The sequence below is a fragment of the Huintestinicola sp. genome, from assembly GCF_051882455.1.
In the GTDB taxonomy this organism is placed as follows: Bacteria; Bacillota; Clostridia; order Oscillospirales; family Ruminococcaceae; genus Huintestinicola.
The window spans coordinates 39,823-54,312 of sequence record NZ_JBJERV010000020.1; the positions used below are offsets into that span (position 1 = coordinate 39,823).

At 47.7% G+C, this 14,490-nt stretch carries 10 protein-coding genes; all 10 read right to left on the reverse strand.

Features of this window, described 5'->3' with window-relative positions:
* Positions 1-99: 99 nt before the first annotated feature.
* Positions 100-2,496, reverse strand: coding sequence for a cellulase family glycosylhydrolase (locus tag ACI4J0_RS03090; protein ID WP_439764355.1), 2,397 nt, complete (start codon positions 2,494-2,496; stop codon positions 100-102).
* 148 nt (positions 2,497-2,644) lie between these two features.
* On the reverse strand, positions 2,645-4,981 hold the full coding sequence (locus ACI4J0_RS03095) for a glycosyltransferase family 4 protein (RefSeq protein ID WP_439764356.1): 2,337 nt from the start codon (positions 4,979-4,981) through the stop codon (positions 2,645-2,647).
* 23 nt (positions 4,982-5,004) lie between these two features.
* Positions 5,005-7,149 (reverse strand): CDP-glycerol glycerophosphotransferase family protein, encoded by a 2,145-nt coding sequence (locus tag ACI4J0_RS03100; RefSeq protein WP_439764357.1) that lies wholly within the window; start codon positions 7,147-7,149, stop codon positions 5,005-5,007.
* A gap of 33 nt (positions 7,150-7,182) precedes the next feature.
* The gene (locus ACI4J0_RS03105) at positions 7,183-7,932 is read right to left on the reverse strand and encodes an ABC transporter ATP-binding protein (protein ID WP_439764358.1); all 750 of its coding nucleotides are present in this window, start codon (positions 7,930-7,932) and stop codon (positions 7,183-7,185) included.
* A gap of 16 nt (positions 7,933-7,948) precedes the next feature.
* On the reverse strand, positions 7,949-8,734 hold the full coding sequence (locus ACI4J0_RS03110; protein ID WP_439764359.1) for an ABC transporter permease: 786 nt from the start codon (positions 8,732-8,734) through the stop codon (positions 7,949-7,951).
* 46 nt (positions 8,735-8,780) lie between these two features.
* Entirely contained in the window at positions 8,781-9,731 is a 951-nt protein-coding gene (locus tag ACI4J0_RS03115; RefSeq protein WP_439764360.1) for a GDP-mannose 4,6-dehydratase, read from the reverse strand.
* Between the two features lie 46 nt (positions 9,732-9,777).
* Complete coding sequence (gmd, locus tag ACI4J0_RS03120) at positions 9,778-10,827, reverse strand: GDP-mannose 4,6-dehydratase (RefSeq protein WP_439764361.1); 1,050 nt, start codon at positions 10,825-10,827, stop codon at positions 9,778-9,780.
* Between the two features lie 4 nt (positions 10,828-10,831).
* On the reverse strand, positions 10,832-11,950 hold the full coding sequence (locus tag ACI4J0_RS03125) for a glycosyltransferase (protein WP_439764362.1): 1,119 nt from the start codon (positions 11,948-11,950) through the stop codon (positions 10,832-10,834).
* Entirely contained in the window at positions 11,919-13,091 is a 1,173-nt protein-coding gene (locus ACI4J0_RS03130; RefSeq protein WP_439764363.1) for a glycosyltransferase family 4 protein, read from the reverse strand. Before ACI4J0_RS03130 ends, ACI4J0_RS03125 begins: the two co-directional genes overlap by 32 nt.
* 1 nt (position 13,092) lies before the next feature.
* Positions 13,093-14,166 (reverse strand): mannose-1-phosphate guanylyltransferase, encoded by a 1,074-nt coding sequence (locus ACI4J0_RS03135; protein ID WP_439764364.1) that lies wholly within the window; start codon positions 14,164-14,166, stop codon positions 13,093-13,095.
* Between the last annotated feature and the right edge of the window lie 324 nt (positions 14,167-14,490).

Sequence of the window (14,490 nt, forward strand, 5' to 3'; positions counted from 1 at the left end):
TGGGTTTAACTCTCCTTTTGTGTATAAATGTATTTATATCATCGGAGTTATTTTGAGTGTCCGACGGTATATACGATAAGTTAGGCTTAACAGGTGGTATCAGATACCAAATCCCGCAACCATATTCTTAAATTCGGCAGATGACGCAAAGCCGCTGAATACCTGCTCTCTGGTCATGCCGTTCTTCATCTTGGTGAGCCATCTGCTCTTTCCGCCCGCGTCGGCGTTTCTGTTAAAGAGTGCCTGATAAAGCGTATCGACGAACTGCTCGTCTGTAAGGTTCTTGTTCTTGAACTCAGCAGAGAAGATGAAGGAGTAAGCGATATCCTTGGCATTCTTTGTGCCTGCGAGATATCTTCCTGTGTGGTTGTTAAGACCTGTTACATCGTATTTTCTTCCGAGAGCCTTAGTGTACATTCTTGAAACGTAAGCAGTAAGGTTAGCGTTTTTGTCGCGGTTTTCGGGAGATGTGTAGGAGCCCTTTACAATTCCGTAGCTTGCGCAGAGCCTTGTAAATTCTGCGGAATTTCCGAAGCCCTGGAGCACATAGCCGTAGGAGCAGCCGTTGTCAAGAGCGGCAGTCCACCTTGCAAGTCCTCCCGCATCGGGATTTCTGTCCAGCATAGTGTTATACATTCTTGTAACAAATTCCTTGTTGGAGAGCTTCTTGTTAGCAAGCTCGGTGCTGAGTGCGAAGAGCTTGACTACATCGCAGGCGGAAACGCCGGATTTGAGTCTGTTTATATGATTTGCCTTGCCCTTGGGGTCGGAAGCGCGTCCCAGGAGCTTTACGTAAAGGCGCTCTACAAAATCGGCGATCTCGTCCTCCTCGACAGTGACCGTTACCTTGGGAACTACCTCCACCTTGTATGCGCTGCAGCCGCTTACGGAGCAGCATACCTTGCGCAGGCCGCAGGTGGTAGTTGTGGCGGGAAGGGTTATTGAGGAAGTGCCGTTGTAATTATGGGTGTGTGCCGCTCCTGTGGGAATGTAAAGCTTTGTGAGAGTGAGAGCAGAGCCTGTATCGCCGATGTAAAACTTGAACACGCCCGAAAAGCTGCCGCCGGCGGCATTGAGCAGGGTCTCATATGACCATACTGCCACGCCGTTGGAATCACTGTCGGGAGCGACCTTTATCCATTCAAAGGGAGACTCCTTGTGAAATATAGCCTCGGGTGCATTGCTGCTTGAGTATTTGGCATAGAGCTTGTCGCCGCTCTTCATATTGAGAAGGAAGGAAAGGTCTGTAGTGTCAAAAGCCTGACCGAAGCCTGAGCAGCTGCTGCTGCCGGAGAAAATTATCTGTTCTCCGCTTGAAACTGTTTCGTAAGGGGGATTGCCGCTGTAGGCATTTATAAGAGCCGAAGCAACGCTGTCATAGGTAAATGAGAGGGAGGATCTGTTGAATAAGCCGAAGTTCTCTGCGCCTGTTCCGAAGCAGTTGTTGTCCCACCAGATGCAGGGGATGCTTTGCTCTGCGAACTGTCTTGCAAGAGAAGCATAGGTCTTTGCATAGGTGGCGCGGTGAGAGGTGTTACTCTTGTTGCAGGCACCAAATTCGCCTATAACAACGGGTATGCCCTTGCTGATAAAGTTGGAATTAAGGGTAGCGAATACTCCCGAAAGAGAGGTATAGTCGGACTCCAGCCAGTCGGAATGACCTGTTCCCTCAAAAGCAAAATCAAAGGGGAGATATGCATGAATGGAAACTGCCACCATATTATCGGAGGCAAGCTTTTTCCAGCCCTCCACCTTGGGCGCGTCGGCAGAAGCGCAGTATGTAGGCATCATAATAAGTCTGCTTGCGTTGTTTCCGCCTGTGGCTCTGATAGCGGCGCGGCCTGCTTCGTTATACTTGTTAACGCAGTCATAGTAAGCCGAGGTGCCGCCCCAGTCCTCATCGTGCCGCGGTTCGTTGATGGTCTCGAAAATAAGCTTGTCGCCGTAATTTTTAAAATAGTTGCCAACCTGTGTCCAGACAGCCTTCATCTCATTGCATACTCTTGTCTGAGTAGAGGAATCTGTGGATACCATTGTCTGAATGTCGTTATGGTGAATGTTGATGATAACATACATATCGTTTGACAGACCGTAGTTAACTACCTCTTCTACTCTTTTGAGATAATTGGTGTCGATAGTGTAGCTTGAGTCTGTGTAGTGCATATCCCAGCGCACGGGTATTCTCAGAGTCTTGAAGCCCTTTGCGGCAACAGCGTCTATCATAGCCTTTGTTGTGACGGGATTGCCCCAGTAGGTCTCATCGGTGGAATTTACCTCCAGGGAATTTCCCAGGTTCCAGCCCGGACCCATATCCGAGACCAGCTGGAAAGCGGTCAGACCTCTCATTTCGGCAGAAGCTGCTTCTTTTTCGTAAACCCGTGTTTCCGCAGCCTCATAGTCAATATCCGAGAAGTCAAGCGCGCTTGTTCCCGAAGGAATGACGGTCAATGCTGCGGCAAAAGCGAGCAGCAGGGACACTACTTTTTTTAACTTCATAAAACTATTTCCTCCTTTATTAAATTTAATTAAAAAGTTCAAACTATGTTTACTTAATTATAGCATTTGCTGTTGGTAATTTCAATAAGTTTCGGACTTTGTTAATACATATTTTACATAATTTGGGTCGGAGACTATACTATCCCCGTTACACAATATAAGCGGCATTCACAGCTGTTTTAACAGTTTCCTGATAATTGAAGATAAAGGCGAGCTTTATTGTATACGCTCCGGGTGTCTTCGGAGCGGAGAGAGACAGGTAAAATTTCTCCTCGCCGCAGGGAACGGGCACGGTCACTATAGACCCTGCTTTTTCGTTCAGCCCATTTACGAACCAGTAAGCCAGGTCAATGCACTTAATGTCCAGCTCTGTAAAGAGCTTCTTGTCAAAAGCAAGTTCTATCCGTGCGGAGCTGTCCGCTTTCAGCTGGATATATGCAGGCTTTGTGATCTCGATATTTTTATTCTCGTTGGCGAAAACCGTGTATGTGGGAACGGTCTTGTACTGAAACGAATAATGCTCTCTGTAGCTGTTATATACATCGGCAATGCTCTTTGCCTGTCGTACTGCATTATTGTAAATAATGACCTTCTCCATATTTTCGGCGGAAGTATTATCGTTAAGGGCAGTGCTGAAGCCCGCAAAGGGCTGCCCGGGCTCATATGCCTTTTCGCAGAAGTGTTCGAAGGTGAGCTTCTCGGGATAATATCCTCCCTCATTGCAGCTGTCAGGCTCGGGGAGACACATTGACCGGGCGCCTTCAAATGTAAATATTTCGGGATAATTTACAGCGGCAAAGTTGAAATATAATGAAAATATGTCCATACTGCCGTCGTTTGCTTCGGGATATTTTTCATACAGAGCGCAGAGGATATCTCTGTCGAATATCTGCATCTGATGGGACTCGTACATCACCCCGGGCAGACATCTGCTTTCAAGGAACTCCCGGGTTTTACGGCTGCATTCGTCGGAATTGTAAGGTCTTCCGCAGTAAAAAGCCCGATAGCTCCCGTCGGAAATGAAATCCCCGACAGCTATGGTTTTAAGCGGTCTCACATCATCGTCGGATAAAATAAACACATCATCGGCAAAGGAGGTCAGCGTATCCTTTTTGTACTCAGTGACCTTCACCTCAAGCCTTCCGCTGTAGGATATCTTAAAGTCCGTCTCCTTGCCGGAGGTGCATATCAAAGCCTTTTCCGCAAAGGGCATAAATCTGTCATAATATTCCAGAGACTCGGAAACGCGGGCAGGGTCACGGGAAAAAATGACGAGCTGCTTTACATCGCTTTTTGCAGCAGCGGTTTTATTTTCCAAGGAAAGAAGTGCCCTGACCATATTCTCTCCGCACATGTCCCAGGAAACGGGTCTGAAATTTTTTATCTTTTCCTTTTTTTGGCGGTACAGCTCCTCATCGGAAGCCAGCTTCATAATTGAATCGATGAGAGAATTTTTGTCATTGAGCGTGAAATAATCGGCATACTCTCCGCCCACCTCCCGCAGAACTTCAATGTCCGAAGCAACTACAGGGGTACCCAGCTGCAGCGCCTCGATCACAGGCAGACCGAAGCCCTCGTCATAGGTCGGGAAAGCAACCGCAAACGCGTGTTCATAGAGGTATTTTATTGTCTCGTCGTTTGGCCTTTCAAAGAAGAAGAGCTGCTTGTTGAGCAGGGGGTGAAGTTCGATACGTTCTCTGAGCTCGCTGACATTCCAGCCGAATTTTCCTGCGATAACAACGCTTATGCCCTTTTTGGCAAGACCGCTGTCCAGCGCGTCGATAAGAAGCTTATGATTTTTTCTCGGCTCCACCGTACCGACCATCAGGATATACTTGTCCAGCTTCTCAACAGCACGGGCAACCTGAGGCTCCACAGCGTCCTTTTCATCTGAGCTGCTTATCCCCTTAAAATCTGCTCCCAGAGGAACGACCCTGCATCTGACAGGCTCATGACCCAGCTTTTCGCAAAGCTGCTCAATATTTTTCTGTACAGCCTTTGATGAAACGATGATAAGGTCGCAGAACTGTATGCAGGCGCCGATGTATGACATAAAGTTGAAAACAGTTGATTCCACCGCAAATTCGGGGTGCTTTATTGGAATGATATCATAGACCTGAGTGAGTATGCGGATCCCTCTCTGCTTGAGGAGCGGATAGAGACTGCTTCTTACAAAGCGGCTGTTCCAGACATTGTCCATGTCGAAGAATACCGAATGGGGGGAAAGGTCGTCAATGCTCAGGAGCTGTTCTGTGATAAGCTCGTCCCTGTCGGAAAGCCCGCCTTTGAGACATCTGTATAATTTATCGTTATCCACGACTCTGAAGCGCTTGTCGGCAGGAGAATAGTCAAGGAGGACAGTATCCGTTTCAGCCTCGGAGATAAGCTTTTTTACCACTTCCGATACAACGCGCTGTATTCCCGTAAGATAGCGGTTCTGAAGGTAATTGGTCAGAAAATTTGTAATATCTGCATATACTTTCAAAGCAAGGACATTCCTTTCGTACTTTATATCTTTATCCCCAGGGAGTTTACAATTCTTCTTTCAAAATTCTGCAAAGAAACAGGCTGCAATTTGTATATCTTCTTTATCAGCTCTCTTAACGGGTCATTTCCCGAGGGCGGGGGGGAGCCTGCGCCTACATTCCTGGAAGCGTGTATATTATTTTTTACAAATATCCCTCTTTTTCTGAACTCCTCGCTTGACATCAGCTTTTTTATAAGCATTGCCTGAAATTGCTCGCAGGGCAGTTTCATTTCAGCAGCCAGACTGCTTTCCATGGTCTCGTCGGGAAGGCGGCCCAGCAATGCTTCGCAGGCGAGCTGCATAAATTCCCTGTTGTCATTGCATCGGCACAGCTCGGATATATCCACAGTATCTCCTCTGTTAACGGCGGCGTACATAAATACCTTCTTATCAAATGAGGAGAAGGCTTTTCCCGCCGCGGTCATATTGGAGGAAGTAATATCGAATATCCGCGAATAAATATTATTTGTTCCGTAAACATTTTCGTCCTTTTCCGCACTGACAGCGGAGAAGGCTTTTTTATCGCATATCTCAATGGATATGAGATTAAGACCGACTATGTTGTCGTCCTGATTATTCGGGTGTATGGAGGACTGTCTGTGTCCGTTGAGGTTTTTGAGCATAAGGGTAAGCTCGCCGCCGTTTACGGGGATATTATCGGGCAGGCTGAAAATAATATCGGTTTCCATTGCGCTGTCAAAGGTCCGGCTATGGACCTTCTGACCGTTGGCATAGAATGAAAAGGAAAGCTTTTTCTGCTCTCCCGCAATATTCGCCCTGCATCTTATCCTTACTTTCAGGCTTCCGCTGTTTTCGGGGAGCCTGAAGGTCATAGAAGAGCGCCTGCTCACAGTCCATCTTCCCACAGAATTTGGGAAGTCGATGCCGTCAACAAAAATATCGGAAAAACGGTTGAAATATACCTCTTGGTTCAGCGGCAGCACATACCAGTCCTTAACGGCGTCTTTAAGGGAGTATAAATATCTGCCGAATCTTTCGCGGAAGTCATTTTCAAAATAAAAGAAGCTGTTTCTGACCTCCTGCTCCTTTTCGGTGAGCTTGAAATCGGTGGCGATATAGTTTTTTATGAGCTTTATGCATTCGTCATTTGAGTCGGCTATATTGCAAAGATAGGGACCGACCTTCTTGTAGGGAAAGATAAGGTCTGTCAGATTATTGTAGATGATGCAGTCCTCCATATCGTCTATCCTGAGGAATATGACAGGCTTTTTCTGATACCACATCTCAAAGCACATAGACGAGTAATCTGTGATAAGAATGGAGGCTTCCGATTTTACTGCTTCGATATCCTCGTCCTTAACGATGTCGATATTCTGCAGAAGGTCATATCCGAATTTATCCAGAACGCTGTGATGGAGAGCCATTTTGACCTTGTAGCCGTTATTCTTTACCGCAGGGTCGGACATAAGGGCTTCAACAAAGGACACTAATGTTTTGTAATAAACACTTTTTTTGACGTCATCTAACTTTTCGAGATAACGTCTGTGAGTGAAAAATAAAAATATTGTTTTTTGGGAATAAAGGGGGTGGATATAGTCCCATCTGCACAGTCCGTTTTCAACTATATTCTCAGGCCGGAACAAGCCTCTTTCAAGAAATATCCTTTTCTCGTAATCGTTTGCCACAACGACCTTGTCAAACATAAACGAGCTGAAGGAGCGGAGCTTAACGAAGGTTTCCTTAAAGAAGTTGACTCCGTGCTGAGTAAAGATCGTGAACATTTCGGGACTGCTTTTGGCTGCCATAGCAAATCCGGGTATAACGTGGTTGAAAACCTGATACGAATCGCAGACTATCTTAGTTCTTTTAAGATACTTTAAGATACGGAAGCGGAACTCTCTGCTGTCTGTATAGCCTATGATATGACTGCCGTATTTTTTCTTCATTTCGGGATATAAGGAGCAGTCCTTGTTCATAACGTAGTAGGGCTGAAGCTCCTTTTCGGCGCTGTCCATCATATACAAAAACATATAGAAGTTATCCTGAGGGACTGACTGCGCTTCTATAAAGTGGTCTGCAAAGAGGACGATATCGCGCTTTGTGCGGCTTCTGACCGCTTTTAATAAGCTGCTGTTAAATGATGCCTTGACGATTTTTTTTATCATAACATATGACCCCGTATTTTCATTTGATAGATATTATTCCGGAAGCTTTCCTGTTTTCAGAAATTCTTCGTACAGGTCGCATACCTGTTCGGTATCGCCTATCATTATCTGGTGTCCCTTGTTCAGCCACAGCACTCTTGTTGACATTCGTCTTATCTGTGAGACGGAATGGGACACAAGAATGGTAGCAATACCGCTTTCGATTATTTCCTGCATTTTTTTCTCGCTTTTTTCCTTGAAGACACCGTCGCCGACGGAAAGTACCTCGTCAAGAATGAGCAGGTCGGGGTTTACAAGGCTTGCGATCGAAAAGGCAAGCCTTGACTTCATTCCCGATGAAAGCTGACGGAAGTTCAGGTCCTGAAACTCCTGCAGTCCCGAAAATTCTATTATCTCATCGTACTTATCTTCCATAAACTCTTTTGTATAGCCGAGAAGCGCACCTCTGAGGTAGGTGTTTTCCCTTACTGTCAGGTCGCCGTCGAAGCCCGAAGCAAGCTCAAGCAGCGCAGCCGCCCGTCCGTTAAGGCAGACCGAGCCTTTTGTAGGTATCATAATACCCGTTGCGACCTTCAGAAGGGTAGACTTGCCCGCGCCGTTTGTTCCGACGATACCCAGAAGCTCGCCTTTTTCAAGCTCGAAATTCACTCCGTCAAGAGCCCAGAAATCCTTCCTGGTATTTTTCTTTGTCAGAACGTTTATCACATAGTCCTTGAGACCGATATCCTTGAAATCACCGAGTACATATTTTACGGAAATATCCTTTACACTTAATACAGGCATAATGTAATTCCTTTATTTATACATAATACAAGAACTTATAATTTAATTTGCGGTAGACCACACAGCCGATGGATATGGCTGCCAGAGCATAAAATGCGCAGAGGCAGTTTATTCCTGCTGAGGGAATGGTGTTGTACAGAACGATCTCTCTGAAATAGTATATATAAACATATACCGGATTGCAGAAAAACAGCTTCTGCATAGTTTCGCTGAAGGTATCGATGCTGTAGAAGATGGCGGAGAAGTACATCAGAGCCGTTTTAAAGATATCATACAGATACTGCACATCGCGGAACATGATAAACAGCGCCGACAATATCATACCCACGCCCAGATTGAATATCACCAGGCAGACGATAGGCACTGCCAGCAGCAGGAATTTCGGAGTAAAGGCTATCCCGTCGCACAGCACGAAAATAAAGAATATCACCAGCGTCAGCAGGAAATTGATAAGGCTGGCGGCATTTTTGGACAGCAGGAAAAGATACTTCGGAACATTTATCTTTGAAAAAATGGAGGCATTGGCATACAGCGAATGCATACCCTGGGTAGTTGAGTCGCTGAAGTAGGTGAAAACCAGGTTTCCGCAGAAAAGATAGGTAACGAAATGGTTGATGTTCCTGCCGAAAAAATTGGTGAATACAACTGCCATGACCGTCAGCATAAACAGCGGTGACAGCAGGCTCCACAGCATACCCAGCACAGTTCTTTTGTATTTCTTTTTAAAATCTCTTTTTATAAGCTCTTCCAGTAAAAAGCGGTTGCTTTTCAGGGTGTTGATAATTTTATTGATTATGCTCACCAACCTTGCATTTTTATGACATCTGACTGCGGACGGAATTACAGCCTTACCGGTAATTTCTCCAGTAATCGAGGATATCGGTCAGGGATCTTTCAAGCTCTATGCGGGGCGCCCAGCCCGTATCGGTTTTCAGCTTGGTAATATCCGCCTCGATCTTCGGCACGTCGTTGGGGCGAAATCTTGCGCTGTCCGTCTCGATACTGATCTGGGCGGAGGACAGCTCGCAGATCTTGTCAAGAATACTGCTGATAGGTATGGCTTTGCCGCTGCCCACGTTATAGGTCTCGCCTTTTCTGCCCTTTGCGGCAATATCTGCGTAAGCGCGCACCACGTCTCTCACGTCGGTAAAATCTCTCTTTGCGGCAAGATTTCCCACCCTTATCACAGGCTCGTTCCTGCCAAGCTCGATATCGGCTGCCTGCTTGCAGAAATCCGAAATAACGAATTTGGGCAGCTGTCCGGGACCAATGTGGTTGAAGGCGCGCACCGAGATTATATCCATATCATAGGAACGGCAGTACAATCTGCCTATCATATTCTGGGCATACTTTGTCACCGCATAGATATTTCCCGGGTCGGGCAGCACGGTCTCGTTAACAGCTTCTTCTCTGTTGGCGGAGTGACCGTATTCCTCACCCGAGCCTATAAGAATGATCCTTGCGGAGGGCACGGTCTTGCGGACTGCCTCAAGAAGGTCGATGCAGCCCTTGATGTTGATATCCGCCGTAAGGGCGGGCATTTTCCAGGAAAGGGCAACAGAGCTCTGCGCCGCCAGATGGAAAATGCAGTCGGGAGCGGTGTCCTCGAGCAGGCTTATTATGGCGTTCTCATCAAGGATATCAAGATCCTCGGTACGGAAATCACCCTTTGCCTCGCCGAATATTTTAATGCTTTCGCCCGGCAGCTTGGTGGCGCATACCTCATATTCGCGTGAGATAAGCTCGTTTATCAGATAACCGCCCACAAAACCGCCTGCACCTATTACTAAAGCTTTCATATAACTATCCCCAAATCATTGCTCCCTCCATAAGGGAGGCGCAGTCTCAGGCTCTTGCGATCTCTTTTTCAACAAGCTCGAGATCGTTCTTGACCATTCTTTCGACCAGTTCGCAGAAAGGTATCTCTCTTACCCAGCCAAGCTCCTTTTCAGCCTTTGTGGGGTTTCCGAGAAGAAGGTCAACTTCTGCGGGACGGTAGAATTTGGGATTTATCCTTACGATAGTTTTGCCTGTTGCAGCGTCAGTGCCGATCTCGTCAACGCCCTCGCCGCTCCACTTCACGTCAATTCCCAGAGCCTTGAAGGAAAGCTCCACAAATTCTCTTACGGTATGGGTCTCGTGGGAAGCGATAACGTAATCGTCGGGCTTGTCCTGCTGGAGCATGAGCCACATTGCGCGCACATAGTCCTTGGAGTGGCCCCAGTCGCGCTTAGCGTCCATATTGCCGAGCTCCAGGCAGTCCTGCACGCCCAGCTTTATCCTTGCGGCAGCGTCGGTTATCTTTCTTGTAACAAATTCAAGTCCTCTTCTCTCGCTCTCGTGATTGAAAAGGATACCCGAGCAGGCAAACATATCATAGCCCTCTCTGTAGTTCCTTGTTATCCAGTGAGCGTAGAGCTTTGCAACGCCGTAGGGGCTTCTGGGGTGGAAGAAGGACTTTTCGGTGTATCCGTCAAAATTCTCGCCCTGGTCCTCGATGCAGCCGCCGAACATCTCGGAGGTGCTTGCCTGATAGTATTTTGCGTCGGGCTTTACGGTCCTGATGGCTTCAAGGATATTTGCAGCCGCAACGCCTGTGATGTTTGCGCTTGCAACAGGCTCCTTGAAGGACTGGGCAACGAAGGACTGAGCCGCAAGGTTGTATACCTCATCGGGCTGCGCTTCCTTTACTGCGGATATCATAGCTGCCATATCGGTGATGTCTCCGAATATGAAGTTTATCTTCTTCTTAGCTTCCGTTCCCTCAAGGTTTCCGAAATCAAGTCTGGATTTGCGGCGTACAAGACCGTATACCTCATAACCCTTCTCAAGCAGAAGCTCTGCAAGATATGATCCGTCCTGACCGGTAACTCCGGTAATAAGTGCTCTTTTCATGATTTTATTCCTCCATTATTTCTTTACAGACCTCAAGCACGCTGCTTAGCATAGCTTTACAGTCAAAATGTTTTTTTACTCTTTCGGCTGCGTTTTCTCCCAGCCTCCTGCGAAGCGGCTCGTCCTCGGTCAGACGCTGTATGGCATCGGCAAGCTCGGAGACGCTTCCCGCCTTTACGGTCAGACCTGTTTCATTATGCAGGCTGACCCGCGGAACGCTGGTTTTCAGGTCGGTATTGATGACCGGTTTCCCGTAGACCATAGCTTCAAGCTGGACTATGCCGAAGGCTTCGCTTTTTTCCACTGAGGGAAGCACAAAGATATCGCAGTCCGCAAAAGCGCATTTCAGTTCTTCATCGGGAAGATTTCCCATAAAGTGGACCCTGTCCGAAACAGGCTCCGCCATTGTGCGGAGCTTTTCCTCATCGGCTCCCGTGCCGACTATGAAAAGCTCTGCGCCCTCAACGGCTTTAAAGGCTTCGAGCAGTACCTCGCAGCCCTTATAGTAAACCAATCTTCCCACAAAAAGCACCTTTATGCTGTGGGGGTGCTTTCTTTTATCGGAAAGAATGGGCAGCTTTTTTATGCTAAGATATTTTTCCCTGTCTATCCCATAGGGAACGAAACGGCATTTGTCACGATACTTCGGGATATAGGCTGAGCCGTCAATATACCCTTCGGTGGTGACGAATATCACATCTGCGCGCCGCAGTATTCCCTGAATGATAGGGTCTATAAGCTTCAGCAGCCGCTTCTGCTTGACGATATCGCTGTGCCACCACAGTATGACCCTGCCCTTGAAGCCTGAAAGCAGCACTGCAAGATCACCCAGGGGAAAGGGGTCATGTACGATGATAACATCGGCTTGTCGGGCAAACTTCCTTACGTAAAACGGGAAGGAGAGGGATATGGGCATTGAAAAAAGCATACCCAGGCTCCCCGCCCGAAAGACCTTTATGCCATTGACGGTATCGTCCGAAGTCCTGCCTTTGGGTTTACAGACCAGCACCTGCATATCGGTAAGGCTGTCAAGCCCCTCGGCAACATCCTTTGCCACAGATTCGATCCCGCCCACCCAGGGGTGATACAGCTTATTTATCTGCAGGATCCGTATTTTGCTCATAGCACAGCTCCTCAAACAGTTTCAGAAGGGACGCGGCATTTTTATCCCAGGAAAATTGGTCTGCCCGCTCAAGTCCCATTATCGACTGCCTTTCTGCTTCTTCCTTGTCCAGCACCTTCAGCAGAGCGGCGGAGATCTGCCCCGCGTCATTGGGGTCGGTCTGAAGTCCGCATTCGCCCACTACCTCGGGCAGGGACGTTGTATCCGAAACGATAACAGGCGTTCCGCAGGACATGGCTTCAAGGGGCGGCATTCCGAAGCCCTCATAAAGGGAGGGAAAGCAGAATGCGGCAGCCCCGTTCATCAGCACGGGAACGTCATCGTCGCTTAAATAGCCTGTAAAAATGACCTTATCTTTAAGCCCCAGCTCCTCGGTCCTTCTGAAAATATCATCATAAAGCCAGCCCTTTCCGCCTGCTATCACAAGCAAAGGGATATCGGGCTTTTCCGACAGTGCAAGGGCATAGGCTTCGATGAGCTTCAGGATATTTTTCCTCGGCTCAAGGGTGCCCAGATAGAGATAGTATTCCCCGCCGATGCCGTATTTCTCCGCAGTTTTTTTGCAGATACGGGCTTTGTCCTCAATGGGATAAAACCTTTTTCTGTTTGCGGCGCAGGGGATAACGGATATTTTGTCGGGGTCGGCATGGTAATGCTTTATTATCTGCTGCCTGCTGAAATCGGAGATGGTGATTATCCTGTCCGCCCGCTTTATGGAACGGGCGAGGGTGAGCTTCAGCATGGTCTTTGTGCGGAAATTCATAGTCTCGGGGCAGTCTTTTATTACGGTGTCATACACCATGAGGACCTTTTTCCCCTTGGCAAAGGGCGGCAGATAGTAGTTGAAAAAAACGGTTATATCCGCACTGTTGCGGAAAAACAGCCTGTAGGGCAGCGGGACAATGCTCCATATCAGCTGATAGAGCGTTGCGCTGAACCAATGACAGCAGTTTATGCTGACACTTGGCAGGTCATATTCGGCGGCAACGGTCGTATGCTTTCCGCGGGGGTCGAAATACTGCAGGCAGTATTCATTGTTCTTATCCAGCCTGAGCAGAGCGTTTATCATTTCCTGCTGATAATATCCTATGCCCGATTTCGAGCTGTGGAGCATAGGCTGGATATTAAGGGATATTTTCAAATCAAACAAACTCGTTTCTGTTGCAGATTTTAAGGTTTTCGATGACCTTCTTGACGTCCTGAGTGCTGTCCTTGGAGCAGATGAGCAGGGCGTCGTCGGTATCGACAACTATAAGGTCCTCTATTCCCACGGTGGCGATAAGCTTCTTATTGCCGCATACGATGGTATTCTTGGTATTGACGCTGATAACGTCTCCCTGGACCATATTGCCGAACTCGTTGGTCTTGTTTATCCTTTCAAGGGCGAGCCAGCTTCCCACATCGTCCCAGCCGAAATTTCCGGGGATAGTGAACACGTCCGAAGCCTTTTCCATTACGCCGAAGTCGATAGACTCGGACCTGAACTTGGGGAATACGCTGCTTACGGTGCTTTCAAAGGCGTCGGTCTGCACGCTGTCATATATCCTGTCCAGACCCTCTGCCATATCTGGCAGGTGCTTGCGGAGCTTCTTGTCGATGGAAGATGCCTTCCATACGAACATACCGCTGTTCCAGAGGTATTCGCCCGAATTGCAGTATTCCTTTGCAAGCTCGATGTTAGGCTTTTCAACAAAGCGCTGAACGCCGTATATGCCGGGATAGGCGGTCTCGTCGGCACTGAACTGGATATAACCGTAGCCTGTTTCGGGGTATGTGGGGGTTATTCCTATGGTCACGAGATTGCAGCCCTCTTCGGCAGCGCCTATGGCTGATCTCAGAGTGTCGATGAACATCTGATTGAATTTGATAAGGTGGTCGGAGGGGAGCACCAGCATTACTGCGTCCCCGTAGCGCTTTCTTATGACAGAGGCTGCCAGTCCGATACAGGGAGCCGTATTTCTTGCGGCAGGCTCGAGGAGAATGTTTTCCTCGGGTATCTCGGGGAGCTGCTCTCTTACCAGGTCTGCGTAATTGGCATTGGTAACGATGAAGGTATCCTCGAGAGATACAAGGCTTTCAAGCCTTCCCACCGTTTTCTGTATCATTGTTTCCCCGTCGCTTGTCAGGGAAAGGAACTGCTTGGGGAAGCTGTTTCTGCTTCTGGGCCAGAAACGCTCGCCCCGTCCGCCTGCCATGATCACTGCTGTTATCTTCATACTATATCTATTCCCTTCACGTTTTTGTTTGCATTGTTATGCGAAAAGAAGGAGTGCGCTAAAAAAGTTCAGATAATTATATTATACTACAATTACTTGATTAAGTCAATATGAATGAAAAATTTTAATTATAACGCCGCGTTGACAGCTTTGCACCGCGGCAAAGCGGTTTCATGAAAAACGAGTTCCCCCGAAGGAGAACTCGCCGCAGTCTGTCGAAAAAGAAATGACAAATATATACTATGCACAAACCCATACAGAAATTGCTATGTCAAAAACGTTCCACCGGAACGTTTTTGAGGGTAAGTTACCTAAAACTTGTAA